Source organism: Nocardia citri (genome assembly GCF_054065835.1).
Map to the genome: position 1 here is coordinate 429,526 of NZ_JBSUQM010000002.1, position 21,413 is coordinate 450,938.

The window sequence follows — 21,413 nt, forward strand, 5'->3', positions numbered from 1 at the left end:
GACGATGCCGATGTCGCCTCGGCATCGCGGGGCTATAGGCCGGACGGCTGCAGCATGCGGACGAATCGGGGGTGGGGGTTTATACCGCGTGCAGCAAATTCGAATCGGCGGTGGTCGCGTACGGGTCCGGACCCCAGCGATAGCCGTGGCCGCGAATATTCGTAACCAATCCGGGACGGTCCAATTTCGCCCGCAACGATGCCATGTGTACATAGAGTTTCCGCGAAACCGCCAGCGTCGAGTGGCCCCAGACGCAGTCCATCAATTGCTCACGGCCGACTGCGATTCCGGGCCGCGCGGCCAAGACCCGCAGCAACTCGACCTCCAGCCTGGTGAGCGGGACGATTTCCCCGGCCACCTCCACCCGTCGCGCCGCGAGGTCTACGCGAACGTCCTCGCTGGTGACCGTCTTGCCCCGGGCGATACTGCCACAGTGTTCCGCGTCTTCTCGAGTGGCGGACTCGACGGATGATCACGGGGAAACCGTGGCGGCAAACCGCGAGAATGTCGGGTAGTACTCGACGAGGAGGTGCCTCGAACGCGAACACTGGGATGAACGACTCCGGCTCGCTTTTCGGTGGGCGCCATTAGTGTGTTTGACATCACATTGTGGCGGTCTGTAGCCTCTTTTTTCGTCATTGCGCTTACACCCGCCGCCAGCAGCCTGTTGTGGATTGTGTGGCATTCGGCTGGAGAAACGGCCATCGGCCGGATTTCTACGCGCACACGATGACAGCTCGCCCGGTTTGCTGGCGCCTGCTGGCGAAGGGAGCTGCTGAGTATCATGACCGAGAAATCGACCGTGCACAGCGTGACCTACGAATTGTTGAGGTCACTGGGTCTGACGACGATCTTTGGTAATCCGGGATCCACCGAGGAGACCTTCCTCAAGAACTTCCCGGATGACTTCACCTATGTGCTGGGTCTGCAAGAAGCATCCGTGATCGCCATGGCGGATGCCTTCGCCCAGACCACCCGGCGTCCGGCTCTGGTGAACCTGCACTCTTCTGCGGGGCTCGGCAACAGCATCGGCAACCTGGTCGCCGCTTACCACGGGCACACGCCACTGATAGTCACGGCCGGCCAGCAACACCGCGAGCTATTGATCGGCGAACCATACCTCGGTAACCGCGACGCGGCGAATATGCCGCGGCCATGGGTGAAATGGTCCTACGAACCCGCGCGCGCCGAAGCCGTGCCCGAAGCGTTCATGCGTGCCTACGCGATGGCCGTGCAACCACCTGCGGGACCGGTGTTTCTGTCCATTCCGCTCGACGACTGGAACCACCCGCTGGAAGGGCCCGCTGTCCTGCGCGACGTCAGCCGGGCCTACGCGCCTGATCCCCAGCGACTGCGGCGCTTCGCCGCGCGCATGACCGCGAGTCATCGGCCGGCCCTGATCCTCGGGCCCGACGTCGACCGCGCCCGCGGATGGCAGGCCGGTATCGCGCTGGCCGAGAAATTGAATGCCGCGGTCTACAGCCCACCACTTCCGGACCGCGCCTCGTTCCCCGAGGACCACCCCCTGTATCAGGGTTCGGTCGGCATGTCGGTCAAAGCGGTCGGCGAGCGACTGGCCGGACACGATCTCGTCGTGGTAATCGGGGCCGAGGTCTTCCGCTATTACCCCTACGTGCCCGGCGACATCCTCCCCGCCGGGACGGAACTGCTGCAGATCACCGACGACCCAGCGGTTGCCGCAGCTGCCCGGGCCGGCGACAGCCTCCTCGGCGATGCCCGGTTGTCGATCGAACTTCTCATCGATTTGGTGGGGGACGGCAGTGGCCGTGTGCAGCCGAAGCCCTTGTCACGTCCCAGAGAGCTGCCGGAAAACCCGAGCAATCCGCTGACGCCGGCCGAGGTCTACGCGGCGCTGCGCATAGTCCGTCCAGAGCACGCCGTCTTCGTCAACGAGTCCACCTCGACCATGGCCCAACATGCCGAGTGGCTGCCCACCGTCGAGCCCGACTCGTTCTTCGCCACTGCCAGTGGCGGTATCGGCTGGGCCGTGCCCGCTGCCGTCGGCGTCGCGCTCGGCGACCGGGACCGTGGTGTGCGTCGTCCGGTGATCGGTCTGATCGGGGACGGGTCGTTCCATTATTCGGTCCAGGGTCTGTGGACCGCGGTACAGCAGAACTTGCCGATCGTCTATGTCGTGATGCGCAATCACGAGTACTCGATCCTCAAATCCTTCGCCGACCTGGAACAGACGCCGGGTGTGCCCGGGCTCGACCTACCCGGCCTGGATATCGCCTCCGTCTCACGAGGGCTGGGCTGCCACGCCGTCGACGTCACCTCCACCGGAGACCTCGAAAAGGAGCTCGAGCTCGCACTGGAATCCGGCGCCACCACAGTGATCGTGGTGACCACCCAACCGGAGAGGGCCATGCTGTGACATGCCCGATATGGCCGGCCGAACCGAGCCGAATCCGGTGAAACCGCCGGTATTCATCGAGCGTAGAGGGCCTGCCGGGTGTTTTCGTACGCCGCTCGGATCCGCCTGCCGATCGCCCCACCGTCGCTGGGCGCGCGGAGCTCGGCTACGGTACGCGCGGGCCAGCTCGGCGGTTGCGCGGTGCCGCTCAGTGCCCATGCCGCCTGTCGGGCGGCACCGAGTGCGACGTATTCATTCGGCTCCGGCACCGTGACCGTCAGTCCGAAGATCTGGGCGGCGAGTTCGGCGACCAACGCGGAGCGGGCCGCGCCGCCGATGAGCAGTACGCGCTGGATCGGGATTGCGGCGGTGCGCAGGTGGTCGAGCGCGTCGGCCACATTGCAGAGCATGCCCTCGACGGCTGCGCGCGCAATATGGCTGGGGCGCAATGTTTCCGGTCGAAGACCGTGCAGACTGCCGGTGGCGTGCGGCAGGTTCGGTGTCCGTTCGCCGCAGAGGTAGGGGAGCATGACGACGCCTTCGGAACCCGGTGGTGCCTGGCGCGCAAGGGTTTCCAGCCCGGTGCTGTCGACGCCGAGCATTGCGGCGGTCGCGTCCAGTACACGAGCGGCGTTGAGTGTGCAGACCAGCGGCAGGAACGCACCGGTCGCGTCGGCGAATCCGGCAATAGCTCCGGTGGCATCGGCACTGGGTACGGCGGCGCGGGTGTAGGCCGTGCCGCTGGTGCCGAGTGAGATGACGACGTCACCGTACGCAAGGCCCAACCCCAGCGCGGCACCCGCATTATCGCCGGTGCCCGCGGCCACGAGTGCGCCCGCGGGCGTACGTCCGACTGTCTCGGCGGGGCCGGCCACGCGGGGGAGGTCCGGTGTTCGTCCCCGGAAGGCATGGGCGAGTAGGTCTTTGCGATACCGTCCGGTCGCGGGCGACCAGTAGCCGGTGCCCGAGGCTTCGCCGCGATCGGTGGTCGGTTCGACGGTGGGATCCGACGGCCCACCTCGTAGCCGCCAGGTCAGATAGTCGTGCGGAAGCAGCACCCGATGCGTGCGGTCGGCGGCCTCCGGTTCGTGATCGGCCAGCCAGCGCAGCTTGGCGACGGTGAACGCGGCCAACGGCACACTACCGACGGCATCGGCCCAGACCTGCGGGCCGCCGAGTTCGTTGATCAACTCTTCGGCCGCGGCTGCGGATCGGACGTCGTTCCACAGCAAAGCATCCCGCACCGGCCGGCCATCGGTATCCAATGCGACCAACCCGTGCTGCTGGCCCGCGATCGCCACCGCATCGGCCCGATCCAATAACCCGTCGCTCGCCGAGCACAGTGCTTGCCACCAGGATTCGGCGGGCACCGCGGTGCCGTCCGGGTGTGGGGCGCGCGCCTCGTCCAGAAGCTCGCCGCTTTCCGCATCGCACAGGACGACCTTGCACGACTGGGTGGAACTGTCCACCCCCGCGACAGTGGCCATCAGGCACCCGGCCTGAGCTGGATCTTACGGCCCGTGCCTGCGCGGAAGGTCTCGAGCGCATCGCCGAATTCGGCCAATCCGAAGCTGTGGGTGATCATGGTGTCGGCAGCGATCGCGCCCTTGTTCATGAGCTCCACGGCGCGGCCGAAGCTGTGCAGCACCGCCATCGAGCCCACAATGGTGATCTCGTCGTTATAGATCCGGAACGGTGAGATCGAGGCGGTCGCCGCGCCCGGCGCCACCCCGAATTGCTGGAACACTCCGCCCCTGCGCACCCGGCCGAGTCCGTCCTCGATGGCGGCGATCGCGCCCGTACAGTCGATGACCACCTCCCACCCCGGTGGACGGTCGAATTCGTCGGCGGTGGTCGCGGCGGCATCCGCGCCGAGCTCGAGTGCCACCTCGAGGCGCGCGGCATTGATGTCGACCACCGACACCGACGCGGCACCGGCGATCCGCGCCAACTGCAACATCAGCAGCCCCATGGTGCCCGCGCCGTACAGCAGATAGTGCGCGCCGAGCCTAGGCGCCAGCACATCGAACGCATGTACCGCGCATGACAACGGTTCGACGAGCGCACCGTGCGTACTCGACAGCGTCTCGGGCAGGCGATGGCAATTCGCGGCGGGCACCGCGACGTATTCGGCCATCGCGCCGTCGACGGTGTCGCCGATCGCGCCCCAGCGTTCGCAGAGGTTTCCGCGCCCGATCACGCAGTAGTGACACGCGCCGCAGAACAACGACGGGTCCACCGCGACCGTATCGTCGATCCGCACACCATCGACGCCGGTGCCCAGTGCCACCACCGAACCGGCGAACTCGTGACCGGGCACGATCGGATACGGCGTCGGTGGGAATTCGCCATCGGCGATATGCACGTCGGTGCCGCAGATCCCCACCGCATCCACCCGCACCACGACCTCACCGGGCCGTGGCGTCGGATCCGGCATGTTCTGTACGGCGAATTTTCCAGGCGTCTCGATCACGATCGCGCGCATAGCACCACCTTGCACCCGAAACCCGGCGCAGCGTCGCATTTCGCCCGGCCGCATCGCGGATTTCCGGATGAGGCAGACTGGCGCGGTGAACGACGACCCGGACCGGCACGCCGATGTGCACGTTCGCACGGGCGACGGAACCACACTGCCCGCGCTGACGGATCCACTGCTGGACGAGCTGCTGCGCGAACCGCGTGACCCGAAGTATCCAGCCATCGTAGTGCAGCGCGGCGAGCACGCCTACATCCAGGCTCGCCTGCTCCCCGACAGCGTATACGAGCTCGAGCAGCGCGCCGCCGGATCGGACGAGCGCTTCCAGCTGTACACCCCCGACGCCCAGCTCGTGCGCGATGTCATGTGGGCGTGGATCGACGAAAACGCTTGGTGGCGTGACGGTGTCGGGTGGTATCGCGTCGATCCGCTGGTCGCGGAATTGGAAGCGGCCCGCCGCGAATTATCCGGCCTGTTGGACGGGCTTTCGGTCATGAACGGCATCGAATCGGCGATGGACGATGTGTTGAACCGCGCGGACGAGCTACTAGCCAGGCGACTCCCGGATGACGACGAGCTAGACCGAGATTAGGTGGCGCTGGTACCACAGCGCCGTCGTCGCGATATCGGCGTCCGTCAGCGGCAGGTAGGTGCCGTCGTCGCGCCAGCCGAGCGCCTGAATCGTCACGCGCAACTCCTGGTGGAAGCAGATCGGATCGCGAATATGCCAGCGATACATGCCGAATCGCTGATGTGGCTGGTAGATCTCATCGGGCGGCAGGACCTGGTGCAGGCCGAGATAGGGTGTCGAATACGTGCGGTAGGCGCCGTCGAGATCGAAATTCCACGCGCCACCGAAGTAGTCCTCGGTGCCGGTGCCGCACAGGGTCGGATGGGTGGTGTCGCCGTCGAGGTAGAACTTCAGCTCGCCCTCGCCCCACCAGCCCGGTGCGCCAGGCCGAATCGCCAGGTAGGTGCCGACATATCGGCCGGGACCGGGCGCTGCGTCGAGAATTGTGTGTACCGCGGGCGCGCCGAGTGGTGTGCTGTGGCGCCGTAGCGCGTGTAGATATCCGGCGCAGTCGGGGACATCCTCTTCGGTATAGCTGATTTGGTAGTAGACCGGCACCGCGCGATCACTGCCGTTATGCAGTGTGATCCTGGCATGTTCACGAAAAGGCATGGGCCAGAAGCTGTTCAGACCACCGGCGGGCGCGACGATCACCATTTCGGACTGCACAAGCGCCAGTTCGTCCCAGCCGTTGCAGAAGAAATCGCCGAGTGGCAGGTCGATCGATGGCTCGGTGTCCTCGTCCCAGTAGATACGCAGTGTAAGCAGCCGCAGCACCGTGCGATCGGTGGTGAGCCAGCAGTGGCGCAGCACACCGGAGCCGGAAATATCTGCGAGCGTGGCGGTTTCGCCCGCACCGAGGTGCAGGGACGGCGAGATCTTCCAGCCGGGGCCGAGCAACCGCGCGGCATGTGCGCCGGTGCCCTCGGTCGCGCGAGCCCCGCCACCGGCGGATCCGGTCGGATTCTCCGCACTGATCGAGCGGGTCCGGGCGGTGTCGAGGCGCCAGAGTTCCGATGCCGACCCCGGGGCGGTCACAGCCCCGGCCAGCCGTAGCGGTCGGTGGCGGCGGCGTGGCCGGCGCGCGTGTGGTAGGAGAAGGCGGTCGGTGCCGGTTCGGCTTCGGGTGCGCCGACCGAGACGCTGGGCGAGAGTTGCGCGAGTTCGCGCCGGAGTCGGTCCATATCCAGCCAGCGGATCTGCTGCACCAATTCCTCCATGGTCTCGGCGGGCAGCGCACCGGCCTCGGAATAGACCAGCAGGCCCTCGCGCAAGGCCATCGGTGTCGGGTAGGCCGAGACTCCGGCGTTTTCGGTCAGCTGCTTCTCGGCATCGATATCCACTGTGCCGTAGACGATTTCGGGCTGCAAATCCGCGGATGCCGCGAAGACCTCGGCGAATCGGCGCGACGGCCCACACCACTGCGCACCCCAATTGACCAGCACGACATAGCTGTTTGCCACGGTCGCATCGAAATTGGTTCGGGTCACGGTCATCGTCGGCATCGAGGTCCTCGCAATAACAGTCCTGTGTGCAACCCCGCGTCCTCGCATAGACGGCGGCTTTACGGGAGTTGGGCGGATCGGTGTTGCTCCGCTGCCAGAAAATGCGCGATATCCGCGGTGGATTCGTACATCTCGCGGTAGCGACGGTAATACGACGCATAGGTCGCGCCGCGATCCGCATCGGGCTCCACCACGCCGATGACCGGATTCCAGCCCGCGGTATCGACGCCGACAGCCTCGGCCGCGAGCAATGCGTCACCGAGGCAGGCGCCGACGGTATCGGCCGGTAGCTGCTGCGGCAGTCCGGTCACATCGCTGACGATCTGGGTCCACAGCCCGCCCTTTGTCCCGCCGCCGACCGCGACCAGCCGCCGCGCCCGACCGCCCGCCGCCATGGCTTCAAGGTTGTGTCGCACGCCGTAGGCGATGCCCTCGAGCACGGCCCGGTATAGCTCGGCCCGGCCGTGTCCGAGGGTGAGACCCGCGATAATGCCCCTGGCATCCGGATCGAACAGGGGTGTGCGCTCGCCCGCGAAATATGGGAGTGCGAGCAGGCCGCGACTTCCCGCCGGAACCTCGGCGGCTTCGGCGACCAGGTCGGCGAAGCCGCCGCCGACGAGTTTGCGCAGCCAATCGGTGACCGCACCGGAGGTCGCCATGCCCGCCGCCGCTGTGTAGGTGCCGGGCCAGGCGCCACAGGTGAGCCAGAGGCCGGGATGTGGCCGTGGATCGGAGAGCACCTGCACCAGGAACATGGTGGTGCCGTACATGATCATCGCGTCGCCGGGTGCCCGGACACCGACGCTGGCGGCCTCGGCCCAGGCGTCGATGGTTCCGGTGGTGACGGGTAGCCCAGCGGGGATCCCGGTTGCCGCAGCGGCCGCGGCACTGACTTTGCCGACAACATCAGTGGGCCAAGCCAATTCGGGCAGCGCCAGGCCGGGTGCGACAATTGTGGCCCAGTCGCGCGCCCACTCTCGTCGGCGCAGGTCATACATCGGAACGCACTGGCTGGCCGATTGATGATCGAGCACATAGCGTCCGGTAAGGCGGTGCACCAGAAATGAACTCGCCATCAGTAGCATTTCGGTCCCCGCAGCTACCTGCGGCTCGTGCCGGGCGATCCAGCGCAACTTGGGTCCGACCGCCTGGCTGGTCAATGGCGATCCGCCGCGCTCGAGCACGGCGACGGCACCGAATTCCTCGTTCAGTTCGGCGATTTCGGTGGTGGCCCTGGTGTCGACGCCGTAGAGGATGGCCGGACGCAGCGGCTTTCCGGTGGCGTCGGCGGGCAGCAGGCACGGGCCGATGCCGGATACGGCGAGTGCGTCGATAGGTGCACCGTCGGAGGCCTCGAGGAGTTCGCGGATGATCGCTTGGAACTCCGCCCACCAGACGCGCTCGGCATCGTGTTCGACCCAACCCGGCCGCGGCGCGGAAACACCGTGCGTTCGTTCGGATCTGGCGATAACGGTGCCGTCCGGCCGGACCAGGATGCCCTTGGAACTGGCGGTCCCGATATCGATGCCGAGGAATGCGCTCGTCATCGGGCGAACTCGTCGAGGGTGACATCGAGGAGATCGCAGGTCGCCCGGATGGTGGCCCGATGCTCGCGAGCCACCGCGGCAGCCAGTGCGTTCGTACTGATCGGCACCACGCCACGGATCCCCTCGTGTCCGGCCGCCCGCAATGCGGCGACCAGCCGATCCTCGGTCGACTCGATGAACTCCGCGATCCCGGCCTGCACATAATCGCGCCCGTCGGACACGTTCATGACCCCGATCCGCGCCATCCGACCGCCTCCCAACGCTGGCCCCCTCCAGGATTATCTGCCGAAGGGGGTCGCCTGTGGTCGGCTTCGAGCGTGTGGGGCCGAGGTCGTTATCCGCCGGTAACCCGGCTGTCGACCAATTCGGCGGTGGTCGCATCGAGTCGCCGGGCCCGGTCCGTATCGCGAAGTCCGTGCCCGCCGAGCGAATCGCCTACGGCGTTGGAAGGAGGCGAGGGGTTCCGGCCGCCGCCTACGGCCTGCCCACCGATGTGCAGACCATCGTCGCGCCGAATCTGTTACTGGTGCGCGACGATCTGGACGCGAATCCGGCGTGCGTCCTCACCACGACGCTGTTCGATCGCAAACTCCAACTAGGACAGGGCAATTCGGCCGCAAAAGGGATCAGCCGCGATTCGGCGACAATTACCGTAGCGGCGCCGCTGCACACGGCGCGGCGCACGCTATGACGGCATATCGTTGACTTTGGAGCCCAACGCTGCCGTCATGGTCCGGGCGATATCGACGGTGGCGGCGATGAATTCGTCGCGCTCGGACTTGGTTGTCGAAGCCCGCAGCGGCCCCGATTGGACCTCGTACGCGGCCGTACCCGTCGCATCGAAAACCGCTGCGGCGAGGTAACTCAGTGGGAGTTCGGCGTCGGAGTCGAGTTCTGCCTTCGTGAACGGCCGCGAGGTGAGAAACGCGAGGCGGCGCAGCGCCTGGGTACGCAGGTGTGGCTGCACGAGTTCGGTCCCCATCGCACTGAGCAGGTCGGCGAGCAGTTCGACCGTGCCCGCGTCGTCGGTGCGTGGCCGGAACAGGGCAACGCCACGATCACGCACCAGCGTGAGCAGTCCGCTCGCGATGCGGCGGTCCGAGTCGGGTGCGGTGGCCAGCCAGGTGTTCTGTTCGGCCGCCGAGCGCCACGGCATGACGCTGGCACCAGCCGGGAATTGCATCGGTATCCGGTGGCCGACAGGGATGCCGGGGACGACGCGTTCGGGCCCGTGGCGCACATCGAGCACGGTGAGGTGATCGGGTTCGATGCGACTCAATGTCGCGCCGTAGCCGGTCCGCGCGGTGAGTTCGGCGAGGATATCGCCGAGCGTGTGCGGCAGTACGAGACCGTGCAGATTCGCCAGCGCCGGTCCGAGACCGTAGCCGCGGCTCATGTCGCGCCGCACCCAGCCTGCCGAATCCAGTTCGGCCAGGATCGCGGTGGCTGTCGCGCGGGCGATATCGAGGCGGTCCGCGATGCCGGCGACGCTGATCGGCTCCGGTGTCGCGGCGAGCAGCGACACGATATCGATGACGCGGCGGGTCGGCGGGGACGGGGGCCGGACGGACATGTGCAACCTCTTGTGCGGTCTAACGGGACGGCTCTACGATGACGAATATTACGGCAATACGCGTCGAATATTCGACAGTGGGAGTGTGCATGATCCTGGACAGATTTCGAATCGACGGACTGGTCGCCGTCGTCACCGGTGCGGGGCGTGGTCTCGGCGCCGCGATCGCGGTGGCCTTCGCGGAGGCGGGCGCGAATGTCGTCATCGCATCCCGCACCAAGAGTCAGTTGGACGAGGTCGCCGAGCAGGTGGCGGCGGTAGGGCGCCAGGCGCATGTGGTGCCCGCGGATCTGACTGATATCCAGGCGACCGCCGGACTGGCCACCGCGGCCGTCGAACGCTTCGGGCGGCTCGATATCGTGGTCAACAACGTCGGCGGTGCGCTGCCGTGCCCACTGCTCGATACGACGCCGGACGCGCTGGTGGAGGCATTCAACTTCAATGTCACCAACGCGCACGCGCTGGTTCGCTCGGCGGTGCCGAAGATCCTGGAAACCGCTGGTGGCGGTTCGATTCTCAATATCACCTCGACCATGGGCCGCCTGCCCGGCCGCGCCTTCGTCTCCTACGGAACGGCGAAAGCGGCCTTGGCGCACTACACCAAGTTGGCGGCGATGGATCTCAATCCGCGCATTCGGGTGAATGCGATCGCGCCCGGAGCGATTCTGACCTCCGCATTGGAAATCGTGGCGGGCAATGATGCGATGCGCACCGAGCTGGAGGCCAAGACGCCGCTGCACCGCATCGGCGAGCCCGAGGATATCGCCGCTGCCGCACTGTATTTGGTGTCACCCGCCGGAAAGTACCTCACAGGCAAGGTGCTCGAACCCGACGGTGGCCTGATCGCGCCGAATCTCGATCTCCCGCTTCCGGATCTGTCATGAGTTACCGCGTAGTCCAATGGGGCACCGGGAATGTCGGTGCGCATGCGCTGGCGGGGGTGATCGCGAATCCAGATCTCGAGCTGGTCGGGGTGTGGGTATCGGGACCGAAGAAGGATGGTCTCGATGCGGGAACTCTTGCCGGACTCGATCATTCGGTCGGTATCACCGCGACAACCGATGCCGAGGCGATCCTGGCCGCGAAACCCGATTGCGTCGTTTACTGCTCGATGACCGACAATCGCCTCCTCGAGGCGGTCGAGGATCTGCGCAGATTGCTCAGCGCGGGCATCAATGTGGTGGCGTGCGCGCCGGTGTTCTTCCAGTACCCGTACGGTGTGCTGCCCGATGAACTGCTGAAACCGATTCAAGAGGCTGCGGCACAAGGTAATTCGTCGCTCTGGGTCAATGGCATCGATCCCGGTTTCGCCAATGACCTGCTGCCGCTCGCGCTCGCGGGGACCTGCCTGCGCATCGATCAACTGCGGTGTCTGGAGATCGTCGACTACGCCAGCTACGACAACCGCGAGGTCATGTTCGACATCATGGGATTCGGCAAACCAATGGACGAAATCCCGATATTGTTGCAGCCCGGGGTGTTATCACTCGCGTGGGGCGGTACCGTGCGCCAGTTGGCGGCGGGCATCGGCGTCACCCTCGACGCTGTCACCCAGACCTATGAACGCGTACCCGCTCCGGAATCCTTCGATATCGCGACCGGCCATATCGCCGAAGGTACCGCTGCCGCGTTGCGTTTCGAGGTGCGCGGGATGGTGGGTGCGGAACCCGTGACCGTCCTCGAGCACATCACGCGCCTGCGTCCCGACCTGTGCCCCGACTGGCCGCAACCCGCTCATCACGAGGGCTCCTACCGCGTCGAAATCACCGGCGAGCCCACCTATGCCATGGATCTGGTCACCTCGAGCCGCAACGGCGACCATAATTACGCCACTCTCCTGGCCACTGCCATGCGCATCGTCAATGCCGTCCCGGCCGTGGTCAAGGCGCCGCCGGGCATCCTCACGGCCCTCGACCTGCCGCTCATCACAGCCCCCGCCACTCGCTCGATATAACGCTGCGGGATTCGTACCGACGTGGGTGTCCACAACCACAGGGTGCGGATCCCGACAGGGGGTTACTGGGCTAGGGCCGCCAGGGCACGGTCCACGTCAGCGGTGCTGTTGTAGAGGCGGAAGGAGAGGCCACGCTGCGTGCGCCGATCAGCCAGTTGAAGGTCGCGCACACCCAGTAGTCCGCGTCGACGCTGTCCTATCTCTGTGCCGCCCACATATTGCTCAGCAGTTGGTAGCTGGGGGTGTCGGCGAGGGCCCGCATCGATTCGTAGATGCGCTGGTAACTGGTCGAGGTGATGCGCCAGTGGCCGTCCGGATCGACTCGGTAGGTATCGGAGTAGTAGCCGGCGCCGCGGATGAGGATGCCGTATTCGGTGGCGATCACGGTGTCCTCGAAAGCCCATGAGCCCGTTGCGGTATCGCCGTCCACGGTGATCTCCGGATGGTTCGCGATGTGGGTCGTGACCACGGCCGGCCCGAGGTTTTCGCGCATGAATGCGGTGACGGCGTCGCGGCCGTCGAGGGTCAGCGGTTCACCGAGGGCGTGGGTGCCGTAGCGACCGGCGACGTCGACGGCGAGGGTGTCCCCGAAGTCGTCCCATTGTTTGAGGTCGAGGGTCCGGAAGTAGCGATATTTGAGCTGGCGGACGGCTTCGATGGCGGCGAGATCCATGCGTTCAGCTTGGCATTTGCCAGAGCCGCAGACAAGAACTTGTTCTACTTTTAATGCGTCGCTGTTATCGCGCGGAATTCTGAGCTCGTCCACAGGACGAATCCGCGGTGTCGCCGGTGACCTATCGGGTACTCGATCAACGGATACGGTCTGCCGTCGATCGTGTCTTTGTACCGGAAGTTCCCGACCAGGAGTCCGCGATGACCGAAGGTCCTCTAACGCACACGCCCGTCCACGAACCATCCCTCGACCAACAGTTCGCGCTGAAATCCGCCGCGCGCCGGCTGGAACGCGAATTCGACGCCGTCCGCGACGAAGCCATCGAACGGTGGCTCTACTCCGCCTACGACCACCTCGCGAGCCATGCCACGATCGACACTTTCTTGCCGCTACTCGCCGAGCGCTACACCCGTGAACTACTCCGCGCCGCGACCGAGGAACGACCCGACTAATCGCATTGTGCCGCGGCCCGCCGCAGCGTCCGCTCGGCGTCGGTGCTGATGCGCCGCACCAGGTCCGCGGCGGATTCGACACTGTCGATGAGGTCGACATTCTCGCCCGCCCAGATCGGCGCACAATCGAGATCACCGTGCTCGACAGCCGCTCGATAGCGTTGCCGGGCAAGGGGGTCGGTCGCGAGTTCGGCCTCGCGTCCGGCCCATTCGTCGAGGAATCGGTTGCGCAGGGTGCGTGCGGTGTACTCGGCGGGCCACGGGGATTCGCGGGCGATATCGATAATGCGGTTGCGTTCGGTATCGCCGCCGCGTGCGGCGATAATCGTCTTGGCCTCTTCGGCCGTGAGCAGCGATTCGTGTGTCGCCTCGAAGCGCGTGCCGATCAGCGCGCCCGCGGCGCCGAGTACGAGTGCGGCCGCGAGTCCGCGTCCGTCGGCTATCCCACCCGCGGCCAGGACCGGCGTACCTGCCGCGAGATCGACGACCGCGGGTACGAACGGCAGCGTCGCGCGGCTACCGCCGTGCCCGCCCGCCTCCGCGCCCTGCGCGATCAGCACATCGGCCCCGGCCGCGAGGGCGCGCGATGCCTCGTCGGTGGTGGTGACCTGGACCATCAGTGGGATCTCGGCTTCCCGGATCACGGTGGCGAACGGGGTGGGGTCGCCGAATGACAGCAGGATCGCGTGTGGGCGGCGCGACACCGCCCCGCGCACCGCATCGAGATCGATGGCCCAGCTCAACAAGCCTATGCCCCAAGGCTTTTCGGTGCGAGCCGTGAGTAGCGCACATTCCCTGTCGAGTAGGTTCTCCGCACCCCCGCCGCCGCCGATCAGGCCGAGTCCGCCGGCCTCGGACACCGCTGCGGCAAGTTCACCGCCCGCGACGCCACCCATCGGTGCGAGCACTACGGGATGCTCGATATCGAACAGGTCGGTGAACTCGGTGTGTAATGCCATCGCCAAACCCCTTCCGTTGTTATCGACCATAGCCAGGGGGCAGGGCTGGGTGGTCAGCCCCGGTTCCAATAGGTGCGGTGAGCTGTCGATGACCGGTTCCGGCTACCGAGAAGATCGGTACCGATCTCCGTAGTTTTCGGGATTCGACGTGGTCCGGCATGACGGCACTGTGAGTGGGGACATATTCAGGTATGCCGAAAACTGACATGCCTAATCGAAATACTTCTAAGCTGTACGAGCTACGCAGTGGAGGTGCGCCATGAGGGCCGAGGCGCTGACCGGTCCGGAGTCCGACGAGCTGTTATCGGGTCTGGTTCGTCCGACCACCCGACCCGCACCGCCGCCAGTCTCCATGATCGAGCGAATGACGCTGATACTAGACGCTTTCGACGGTTCGACACCGACGCTGACGCTGGTCGGTTTGGCCGAGCGAACCGGCCTGCCGCGCTCCACCGTGCACCGCATTCTGGACCAGATGATCCGGCTGCGCTGGCTGGCGCACGCACCCGGCGGCTACCGCCTCGGCCTGCGTCCGCTGGAACTCGGTGGACTCGCCGCCGACCACAATGAGATTCGCGATGTCGTGAGTCCGCTGCTGCACGAGCTGTCACAGCGGACCGGCATGGTGGGTCACCTCGGCGTGCTGGACGGGCCCGAGGTGCTGTACCTGGACAAGACCGGTGGCCGCTACACCGCGAGCATCCCGACCCGCCTCGGCGGCCGGATGCCCGCGCACAGCACGGCCCTCGGCAAAGCGATGCTGGCCTCGCTGGAGCCGAGCATTATCGAGACCTCCTTCCGGGACCGGCTGCCGCAATTGACGCCCCGGACGTTTTGCGACCGGGCCGAACTGCACCGCGAGCTGACGCGGATCCGGCATCGGCAGGGAATCGCCGTGGACAATCAGGAGTCGGTGCCCGGCATCGCCTGTGTCGCGGTGCCGATTCGGGGGCGCGGTGCCACGGTGGGGGCCGTGTCGCTGTCCTGCCGAATCGGCGGGGACCAAACGACCCTGGATACCGCGCGCTTGGCGCGGGTGCTGATCGAAACCGCCAATGAGGCGGGCCGCGCGCTGTTTCAGCGCCACGCTCGGTGGTGCTGATTCGAGGTCTGGTCACGTTCGGCTGCCTGTTACGGGATCGCTCGGCTAGCGTCGAGGTAGGACCTCGGTGAGGAAGGCGATGTGATCTACAGCGACGAGCATCAGGAGTTCCGGGCGCTGGTTCGGCGGTATGGCCTCGGCCGACAGGTCGCCGACTGGTGCTTACAAGTACACGGCGGCATGGGCTATATGGAAGAAACCTGGACGTCGCGCGCCTACCGAGACAGCCGCCTGCTCAGCATCGGCGGCGGCGCCGACGAGGTCATGCTCCGCGTGCTGTCCATGATGGACGGCTTCACGGACTGAGCGCTGTCGCACAACCAGTGCCTATCTCGCGAGGATTGCCCTGTCCACAGTGCCCTGTGCGAGGTAGACAGTGGATATGCGGCAGCGCTCAGGGCGCGTGTCAGTGCGGGATGGAGTCGATGATTGCGCGTGCGCCTTGACGGAGCAGGTCCGCGCCGACGAAGAACCCGAGGGCGCTCGGGTCCTCCGGGACGCCCCAGTGTTTGGCGTCCAGCCATCGGCTGCCGTCGAGGTTGAAGACCTTGCCGTGCAATGTGAGTCGTCCGGTGGGGTCGGTCGTCGCGTATCCGGCGATCGGGGAGTTGCAGTGGCCTTGCAGCCCGTGCAGCATTGCGCGCTCGGCATCCGCATGGCGGTGGGTGGCCGGATCGTCCAGGCGCGCACCGAGATCGAGTAATTGGCTGTCGTCGTCGCGGCATTGCAATGCGATCACTCCGGCCCCGATCGGCGGGCACATGGTGTCCAGACCGAGGGTTTCGGTGATCCGGTGCGCTTGGTCGACACGGTGCAAACCGGAGACGGCCGCGATCAGCACATCGATATGGCCCTCTTCGAGGCGGGCAAGCCGAGTATTGACGTTGCCGCGTAACGGTTTCACCGCCAAGTGCGGATAGTGCAGCCGCAGCTGTGCGGTCCGGCGCACCGAGCTGGTTCCGACGACCGTGCCCTCGGGGAGTTCGGCCAGCGCGGCACCGGTACGGGTGATCACCGCATCGTGCACGTCCTCGCGTGGCAGATAACCCGCGAAGGCCAACCCTTCCGGCACCGGAATATCGCCGGGAATATCCTTGAGACAGTGCACCGCCAGATCCGCTTCGTCATCGAGCAGTGCTCGATCTATCTCCTTGACGAAGGCGCCCTTACCGCCGAGCTTCGACAGATCACCCATCCACCGATCGCCCGCCGTGGTGACCTTGACCAGCTCGCTGTCGACCCCGAGCCCGGCCAGCAACCCGGCAACCTGTTCGGCCTGAGCCAACGCCATCGGACTCGATCTGGTGGCGATCCGAATAATGCGCGTACGCGACATGGCGGCGAGATTACTCCCGGCGCCCGATCACCGGGGGACTGGGCCACCACTGGAGCACCGGATCCCTTCGGCAGGACCGGAAAACGGAATCCGGATCCGATGAATACGCGAGGCAGTCCTGGCTGCCTTCCGCGATTCGCCTGCGGGTTATTCAGCAGCTCAATATGTTTCGCTTACTGTCAGCCCGGGTCGGCGGCCTCGGGTGTGCCTGCCGGATCCGGTTCCGCGCCCTCGGGGGCCAGACGTCGGGAAATTCGTATTGCACGATATCGCTGTGAAGATACCGAGAGCACTGCCGGTGGCATGGCCTCCGACGGGAAACACCTGACGGTGACCTGTGCGGTCGGCGTGCCTGGCGTCGAGTGCCGCCGCAGTCTCATCGTTATCACGGTGTCGCATCAGTGCTGTACCGGGCGGTCCCGGAGTCTCACGAGACACGTTCCGAGACCGTATGGTCGGATCCGGCAAGATCGTTCCCCGGAGCAGGAGGCGACACCGTATGCCGAAGTATCTGTGGCGGGTCAGCTACTCGCAGGAAGGCGCGCGCGGTCTGATCGCGCAGGGTGGCAGCGCCCGTCGGGCGGCTATCACGGAGATGGTCGAGAGCGTGGGCGGGCACGTGGATGTCTGTTATTTCGCTTTCGGTGAGGATGATCTGTTCGTGATCGGTGACGCTCCCAACGAGGTCGCGGCTGCCGCGCTGGCCATTCGCACCGCGGCCGCAGGTGGTGCGATATCGCATACGGTGACCTTGTTGACCCCGGAACAGGTCGACGAAGCGGTTGCGCGGGAAGTGACCTATCAGCCCCCCGCGGTGGCGAAGTAAGCGCCGTCGCCACCGAATGGTCCGCTCGAGCGGCGGCATCGACCCGTGTTCCACTCAGTGCGGCAAGTCCACTCCTGGGTGCTGTCGTAATGCCCGGCATATGCCTAAGCGGTATAGTCCGATCGTGACAGAAGTGAAGTCTGCGGCGGGTGCCGGGGTTCCCGATCTGCCGACGACGAGTTGGGCCGTGCTCGGCATGCTCTCGCACGCCGACGAACTCTCCGGCTATGACCTGAAGAAGTGGGCCGACCGCAGCCTCCAATTCTTCTATTGGAGCCCATCCTTCAGTCAGATCTACGCCGAGCTCAGACGCCTCGAGAAACACGGTTACGCCACCTCGCGCACGGTGCTGCAGGACGACGGTGTGCGCGGTAAGCGCATGTACGCCATCACCGAGAGTGGTCGAGTGGCCGCGGCGCAGTGGGTGAACCACGCGCCGGTGGAGGCGCCCGTGCTCAAGCACAGCGTCATACTGCGGGCCTGGCTCGGGCATCTCGCCGAACCGGATCTATTGCGCGAAATCCTCACCGAGCACATCGGATACGCGCAGCGGATGCGCGAACTCGCCGACGTCGATGCCGAAGGTTCCGACGAGAATCCGGATCGGGCCTACCCTGGCGCGGTGTTGCGTTGGTGTATAAGGCATTACGAAGCCGAGCGCGACTTCGCCGAGGAACTATTGGCCGACGTGGAGAAACTCGCGGCGCGGACCGCGCCGAAGAAGTCCGCGAAGGGTAAGCGTCGCCGCGCTGCTGAGCCTGTCCACTGAGCGGGATAACCGCTTCCAGCGCGAATCCGTATTGGCGCGCCGACATTCGGAATACCTCACCGGTGACGCTCTCGGTTCGCTGCGCTGCGACTGTGGCGACCAACTCGACGCCGCCTTGCGCAGTCGCCGAGGGAGGCGGTGGTGTGGTCGTCTACCCGCGCGGACAGCAGGACGGGCATCGCGTTGTTGAACAAGTTGCGTGCGTACGAATTACAGGATGATGGCGCCGATACCGTCGAAGCGAACCTCGCACTCGGGTTGCCGGCCGATGTCCATGGGTATGCGGCCGGTGCGCAGGTGTTGGCTGATCTCGGCATCCGGTCGGTTTCGGCTGTTCCGCGGCAAACCGGCCGAACAGGCGGGCCTGGAGCAGGGTGGTGCGGCGGCTGTCGCGGCAGGCGACGCCGACCGAAAACAACATCCGCTACCTGCGCGCCAAGCGCGACCGAATGGGTGATCAACTCTCGGGTGTGGACGCCGAACCGGCAAGGGCCACCTCGTAGTGGCGGATCTTTTCCGATCTGCATCGTCGAATGCTGGCTATTTGCCTAGGGATTGCCGACACATGTGTGTTTCACTGCGGAGATTTTCCGTTCGAGGCATACGGCGCGGGTCCGCCTGCTTTCCTGATGGAGTCAGGATGGAGAGTCCGCGAGCAGGGTGAGCCGGAGATCGGGGACAACGGTGCACCGAATACCGATCGAACACAAGCACTTCCGCGCGGGATGGCTGTGGTTGTCCGCCGGAGCCTTGTTGACCACGGTGGCGGTCGTGGTCTGGATCGCCCGACCCGGGCAACAGTCGTCCTGCACGGCGATACATCCGGTCCCGGATACCGGAACCGCAACCTCGCGAATGATGGTGGCCAGCAGCAGCACCGGCATCGCCAACTGGCATACGGTGGATGCGTCGCCGCCCACGCGGCCAGGGGAGGCGCGATATTACTCGTTCGGCCCCGGTGCCGCGTGCTCGTTTACCGGCCTGCCGACCGACGGCCTCTATGCGGGCGTCTCCACTCGGGAATACGGTCACGCCGATCTGTGCGGTGCGTACCTCGATGTGCACGGTCCGCGCGGTGATGTCCGGGTGCTCATCGCCGACCGCTGCCCGGGATGTGCTCCGGGACAACTGGATTTGAGTACGGCCGCGTTCGAACAGATCGCGGATCGGTCCGACGGCGTCGCGCCGATCCGCTATTCTGTGGTCCGCGATCCGCTGCCCTCATCCGAGCTGATCTTCGAGCTGAAGCCGGACTCCTCGCCCTCCTGGCTGGCCATGCTGGTGACCGGATCGGGAAATCCCATCCAGCGGATCGCATTACGTTCCTCGGCGGACGGACGGTGGCACGAGCTCGATCGCGGCATGGACAATTACTGGACGATCACCGGCGCTGGGCCGGGACCGTTCTCGGCACGAGTGACCGATGTCCACGGGCATCAGGTCGAGATCTCCGGCATCTCTCTGGAACAGGGCGAGCGGTACATCGGTTCGAGCCTCTACACCGAGCCTTTCCCGGAACCACCGCGCGCGCCGACGCCGGAGATCGCGGCCGCGACACCACAGCCGCCGTCCAGCGTCGCCGCGACGAGTTGTCAGAGCTGACGGTCAGCCGAGTTTCGTTGCGAGAGCTCGGCCGGCGACGCGGCCGGAGAAAATACAGCCACCGAGGAAGGTACCCTCCAGCGCGTTGTAGCCATGCACACCGCCGCCGCCGAATCCGGCGACCTCGCCCGCGGCGTACAGTCCGGGCAGCGGGGTGCCGTCCGGACGCATCACCTGCGAATCCAGATTGGTCTGCAATCCGCCGAGGGTCTTGCGGGTCAAGATGTTGAGCCGCACCGCGATCAGCGGCCCGTGCGCCGGATCGAGGACGCGATGCGGTTTGGCGACGCGGCCCACCTTATCGCCGAAGTACTGGCGCGCATTGGTGATCGCCATCAGTTGCGCATCCTTGGAATACTTGTTGGCGACACCACGGTCGCGGGCGACGATCTGTCGCTCCAACTCGTCGTAGTCGAGCTGCGGGCCGCGCGCGATCTTATTCATGCCATCGACCAATTCGCGCAAGGTATTCGCGACCACGAAGTCGACCCCATGCTGTTTGAACGCCTCGACCGGTCCGGGCGCGCCCTTGGCCAACCGGCTCTCGAGGGTGAGCTTGAGATCCTTTCCGGTGATATCCGGATTCTGCTCCGAGCCCGAGAGCGCGAACTCCTTCTCGATGATCGTCTGGGTGAGCACGAACCAGGAGTAGTCGTGGCCGGTGGCCAGGATCTCCTTCATGGTCGAATTGGTGTCGAAACCCGGAAAACATGGCGCGGGCAATCGCTTTCCATTGGCGTCGAACCACATCGAGGATGGACCGGGAATGATCCGGATGGCGTGATCGGGCCAGATCGCATTCCAGTTGATAATGCCCTCGGTGTAGTGCCACATGCGATCGCGGTTGACGATGGCGCCGCCCGCGGCCTCGGAGATGCCGAGCATTCGCCCGTCTACATGTGCCGGCACACCGGAGATCATGGTCTCCGGTGCCGGACCGAGCCGTTCGGTGGGCCAATTGCGACGGATCAGCTCGTGATCGTGGCCGATACCGCCGGAGGTCACGACGACCGCCTTGGCGCGGAATTCGAAGTCGCCCACCACATTTCGCGATGAAGCGTGCCCGCGCTCCAGATCGGTCGGCTCGAGCACACTGCCACGCACGCCGACCACCGCGCCGTCCTCGACGATCAACTCGTCGACCCGGTGCCGGAAACTGAAGCCGACCAGCCCACGTCGCTCACCCTCTAGCACCGGCTCTTGGAAGACCCGCACCACCTCGGGCCCGGTTCCCCAGGTGAGGTGGAAGCGCGGCACCGAATTGCCGTGCCCATCGGCGAAGGCGCCACCGCGCTCGGCCCAACCGACCAGCGGCGTCACCCGTAGACCCAATTCATGCAGATAGTCGCGCTTCTCGGTGGTGGCGAAGCGCACATAGGCGCGTGCCCACTGACGGGCCCAGTAGTCCTGGTCCTCGCGATCGAAACCCGCGGAACCGAACCAATCCTGCAGTGCCAGTTCGTAGGAATCCTTGATGCCGAGGCGGCGCTGTTCCGGACTGTCCACGAAGAACAGCCCGCCGAGCGACCAAAACGCCTGGCCGCCGAGGTTATTGCGATTCTCCTGATCCAGCACATGCACCTGGTGGCCGGCCTTGACCAGTTCATGGGTCGCCACGAGCCCGGCCAGGCCCGCGCCGACGACGATGACATCTGCCTCTTGGGTGAATTCGGAACTGGGCTCGGTCATGGTCA

General features: G+C 65.8%; 23 protein-coding genes and 3 pseudogenes. 14 read left to right on the plus strand and 12 right to left on the minus strand.

The features are described 5' to 3' along the window. Window positions 1-79: 79 nt before the first annotated feature. Window positions 80-412: pseudogene (locus tag ACW2Q0_RS05745) on the minus strand (winged helix-turn-helix domain-containing protein); the annotation flags it as partial. 372 nt (window positions 413-784) lie between these two features. Here ACW2Q0_RS05745 and mdlC point away from each other — a divergent pair. Further along, window positions 785-2,395, plus strand: coding sequence for a benzoylformate decarboxylase (gene mdlC, locus ACW2Q0_RS05750; protein WP_457186884.1), 1,611 nt, complete (start codon window positions 785-787; stop codon window positions 2,393-2,395). A 53-nt stretch (window positions 2,396-2,448) separates the two neighbouring features. Here mdlC and xylB read toward each other — a convergent pair whose 3' ends face one another. Together xylB and ACW2Q0_RS05760 are read right to left on the minus strand one after the other, a co-directional pair. Then, the gene (gene xylB, locus ACW2Q0_RS05755) at window positions 2,449-3,861 is read right to left on the minus strand and encodes a xylulokinase (protein ID WP_457186886.1); all 1,413 of its coding nucleotides are present in this window, start codon (window positions 3,859-3,861) and stop codon (window positions 2,449-2,451) included. Beyond that, window positions 3,861-4,859 (minus strand): zinc-dependent alcohol dehydrogenase family protein, encoded by a 999-nt coding sequence (locus tag ACW2Q0_RS05760; protein ID WP_457186888.1) that lies wholly within the window; start codon window positions 4,857-4,859, stop codon window positions 3,861-3,863. The genes xylB and ACW2Q0_RS05760 overlap by 1 nt, the downstream gene beginning before the upstream one ends. 67 nt (window positions 4,860-4,926) lie before the next feature. Here ACW2Q0_RS05760 and ACW2Q0_RS05765 point away from each other — a divergent pair, with 67 nt between their 5' ends. Further along, window positions 4,927-5,442, plus strand: coding sequence for a hypothetical protein (locus tag ACW2Q0_RS05765; protein WP_457186890.1), 516 nt, complete (start codon window positions 4,927-4,929; stop codon window positions 5,440-5,442). On the opposite strand, the gene ACW2Q0_RS05770 is transcribed toward ACW2Q0_RS05765, so the two are convergent. The 4 genes from ACW2Q0_RS05770 to ACW2Q0_RS05785 form a co-directional block, all read right to left on the minus strand. After that, window positions 5,428-6,459 (minus strand): glycoside hydrolase family 172 protein, encoded by a 1,032-nt coding sequence (locus ACW2Q0_RS05770; protein WP_457186892.1) that lies wholly within the window; start codon window positions 6,457-6,459, stop codon window positions 5,428-5,430. The genes ACW2Q0_RS05765 and ACW2Q0_RS05770 overlap by 15 nt on opposite strands. Beyond that, window positions 6,456-6,917 (minus strand): thioredoxin family protein, encoded by a 462-nt coding sequence (locus ACW2Q0_RS05775; protein ID WP_457186894.1) that lies wholly within the window; start codon window positions 6,915-6,917, stop codon window positions 6,456-6,458. Before ACW2Q0_RS05775 ends, ACW2Q0_RS05770 begins: the two co-directional genes overlap by 4 nt. A gap of 68 nt (window positions 6,918-6,985) precedes the next feature. Further along, on the minus strand, window positions 6,986-8,473 hold the full coding sequence (locus tag ACW2Q0_RS05780) for an FGGY-family carbohydrate kinase (RefSeq protein WP_457186896.1): 1,488 nt from the start codon (window positions 8,471-8,473) through the stop codon (window positions 6,986-6,988). Then, window positions 8,470-8,700 carry a hypothetical protein gene (locus ACW2Q0_RS05785; RefSeq protein ID WP_457186898.1) on the minus strand — a complete coding sequence of 77 codons (231 nt, stop codon included), beginning with the start codon at window positions 8,698-8,700 and terminating at the stop codon, window positions 8,470-8,472. The genes ACW2Q0_RS05780 and ACW2Q0_RS05785 overlap by 4 nt, the downstream gene beginning before the upstream one ends. 74 nt (window positions 8,701-8,774) lie before the next feature. Between ACW2Q0_RS05785 and ACW2Q0_RS05790 the strand changes: the two genes are divergently transcribed. After that, a complete protein-coding gene (locus tag ACW2Q0_RS05790; RefSeq protein WP_457186900.1) occupies window positions 8,775-9,164 on the plus strand; it encodes a TAXI family TRAP transporter solute-binding subunit in 390 nt (129 codons plus the stop codon). Here the strand turns inward: ACW2Q0_RS05790 and ACW2Q0_RS05795 are convergent. Beyond that, the gene (locus tag ACW2Q0_RS05795; RefSeq protein ID WP_457186902.1) at window positions 9,159-10,046 is read right to left on the minus strand and encodes a helix-turn-helix domain-containing protein; all 888 of its coding nucleotides are present in this window, start codon (window positions 10,044-10,046) and stop codon (window positions 9,159-9,161) included. The genes ACW2Q0_RS05790 and ACW2Q0_RS05795 overlap by 6 nt on opposite strands. A gap of 89 nt (window positions 10,047-10,135) precedes the next feature. Between ACW2Q0_RS05795 and ACW2Q0_RS05800 the strand changes: the two genes are divergently transcribed. Beyond that, window positions 10,136-10,930 (plus strand): SDR family oxidoreductase, encoded by a 795-nt coding sequence (locus ACW2Q0_RS05800; RefSeq protein WP_457186904.1) that lies wholly within the window; start codon window positions 10,136-10,138, stop codon window positions 10,928-10,930. Further along, window positions 10,927-12,000, plus strand: a complete 1,074-nt coding sequence (locus tag ACW2Q0_RS05805) for an NAD(P)H-dependent amine dehydrogenase family protein (protein ID WP_457186906.1) — start codon at window positions 10,927-10,929, stop codon at window positions 11,998-12,000. The genes ACW2Q0_RS05800 and ACW2Q0_RS05805 overlap by 4 nt, the downstream gene beginning before the upstream one ends. 196 nt (window positions 12,001-12,196) lie before the next feature. Here the strand turns inward: ACW2Q0_RS05805 and ACW2Q0_RS05810 are convergent, their stop codons facing one another. After that, complete coding sequence (locus tag ACW2Q0_RS05810; RefSeq protein ID WP_457186908.1) at window positions 12,197-12,673, minus strand: nuclear transport factor 2 family protein; 477 nt, start codon at window positions 12,671-12,673, stop codon at window positions 12,197-12,199. A gap of 200 nt (window positions 12,674-12,873) precedes the next feature. Here ACW2Q0_RS05810 and ACW2Q0_RS05815 point away from each other — a divergent pair, with 200 nt between their 5' ends. Further along, window positions 12,874-13,125 carry a three-helix bundle dimerization domain-containing protein gene (locus tag ACW2Q0_RS05815; protein WP_457186910.1) on the plus strand — a complete coding sequence of 84 codons (252 nt, stop codon included), beginning with the start codon at window positions 12,874-12,876 and terminating at the stop codon, window positions 13,123-13,125. On the opposite strand, the gene ACW2Q0_RS05820 is transcribed toward ACW2Q0_RS05815, so the two are convergent. Further along, entirely contained in the window at window positions 13,122-14,084 is a 963-nt protein-coding gene (locus tag ACW2Q0_RS05820; RefSeq protein ID WP_457186912.1) for an NAD(P)H-dependent flavin oxidoreductase, read from the minus strand. The genes ACW2Q0_RS05815 and ACW2Q0_RS05820 overlap by 4 nt on opposite strands. Window positions 14,085-14,343: 259 nt before the next feature. On the opposite strand from ACW2Q0_RS05820, the gene ACW2Q0_RS05825 reads away from it, so the two are divergent. Both ACW2Q0_RS05825 and ACW2Q0_RS05830 read left to right on the plus strand, forming a co-directional pair. Beyond that, a complete protein-coding gene (locus ACW2Q0_RS05825) occupies window positions 14,344-15,186 on the plus strand; it encodes an IclR family transcriptional regulator (RefSeq protein ID WP_457186914.1) in 843 nt (280 codons plus the stop codon). 135 nt (window positions 15,187-15,321) lie between these two features. After that, window positions 15,322-15,492: pseudogene (locus tag ACW2Q0_RS05830) on the plus strand (acyl-CoA dehydrogenase family protein); the annotation flags it as partial. Window positions 15,493-15,592: 100 nt separating this feature from the next. Here the strand turns inward: ACW2Q0_RS05830 and hemC are convergent. Then, window positions 15,593-16,522, minus strand: coding sequence for a hydroxymethylbilane synthase (gene hemC / locus ACW2Q0_RS05835; protein WP_457186916.1), 930 nt, complete (start codon window positions 16,520-16,522; stop codon window positions 15,593-15,595). A gap of 499 nt (window positions 16,523-17,021) precedes the next feature. Between hemC and ACW2Q0_RS05840 the strand changes: the two genes are divergently transcribed. From ACW2Q0_RS05840 to ACW2Q0_RS05865, 6 genes and pseudogenes are all read left to right on the plus strand, one after another. Beyond that, window positions 17,022-17,348, plus strand: coding sequence for a GYD domain-containing protein (locus ACW2Q0_RS05840; RefSeq protein ID WP_457186918.1), 327 nt, complete (start codon window positions 17,022-17,024; stop codon window positions 17,346-17,348). A 124-nt stretch (window positions 17,349-17,472) separates the two neighbouring features. Further along, window positions 17,473-18,117 carry a PadR family transcriptional regulator gene (locus tag ACW2Q0_RS05845; protein WP_457186920.1) on the plus strand — a complete coding sequence of 215 codons (645 nt, stop codon included), beginning with the start codon at window positions 17,473-17,475 and terminating at the stop codon, window positions 18,115-18,117. Window positions 18,118-18,148: 31 nt separating this feature from the next. Then, the gene (locus ACW2Q0_RS05850) at window positions 18,149-18,307 is read left to right on the plus strand and encodes a hypothetical protein (protein WP_457186922.1); all 159 of its coding nucleotides are present in this window, start codon (window positions 18,149-18,151) and stop codon (window positions 18,305-18,307) included. Beyond that, a pseudogene (locus ACW2Q0_RS05855) lies at window positions 18,259-18,384 on the plus strand (hypothetical protein); the annotation flags it as partial. The gene ACW2Q0_RS05850 and the pseudogene ACW2Q0_RS05855, both read left to right, overlap by 49 nt. Before the next feature lie 110 nt (window positions 18,385-18,494). Continuing rightward, a complete protein-coding gene (locus tag ACW2Q0_RS05860; protein WP_457186958.1) occupies window positions 18,495-18,620 on the plus strand; it encodes a hypothetical protein in 126 nt (41 codons plus the stop codon). A 181-nt stretch (window positions 18,621-18,801) separates the two neighbouring features. Further along, a complete protein-coding gene (locus ACW2Q0_RS05865) occupies window positions 18,802-19,719 on the plus strand; it encodes an expansin EXLX1 family cellulose-binding protein (RefSeq protein WP_457186924.1) in 918 nt (305 codons plus the stop codon). Between the two features lie 3 nt (window positions 19,720-19,722). Here the strand turns inward: ACW2Q0_RS05865 and ACW2Q0_RS05870 are convergent, their stop codons facing one another. Next, entirely contained in the window at window positions 19,723-21,408 is a 1,686-nt protein-coding gene (locus tag ACW2Q0_RS05870) for an FAD-binding dehydrogenase (RefSeq protein ID WP_457186954.1), read from the minus strand. Window positions 21,409-21,413 lie beyond the last annotated feature (5 nt).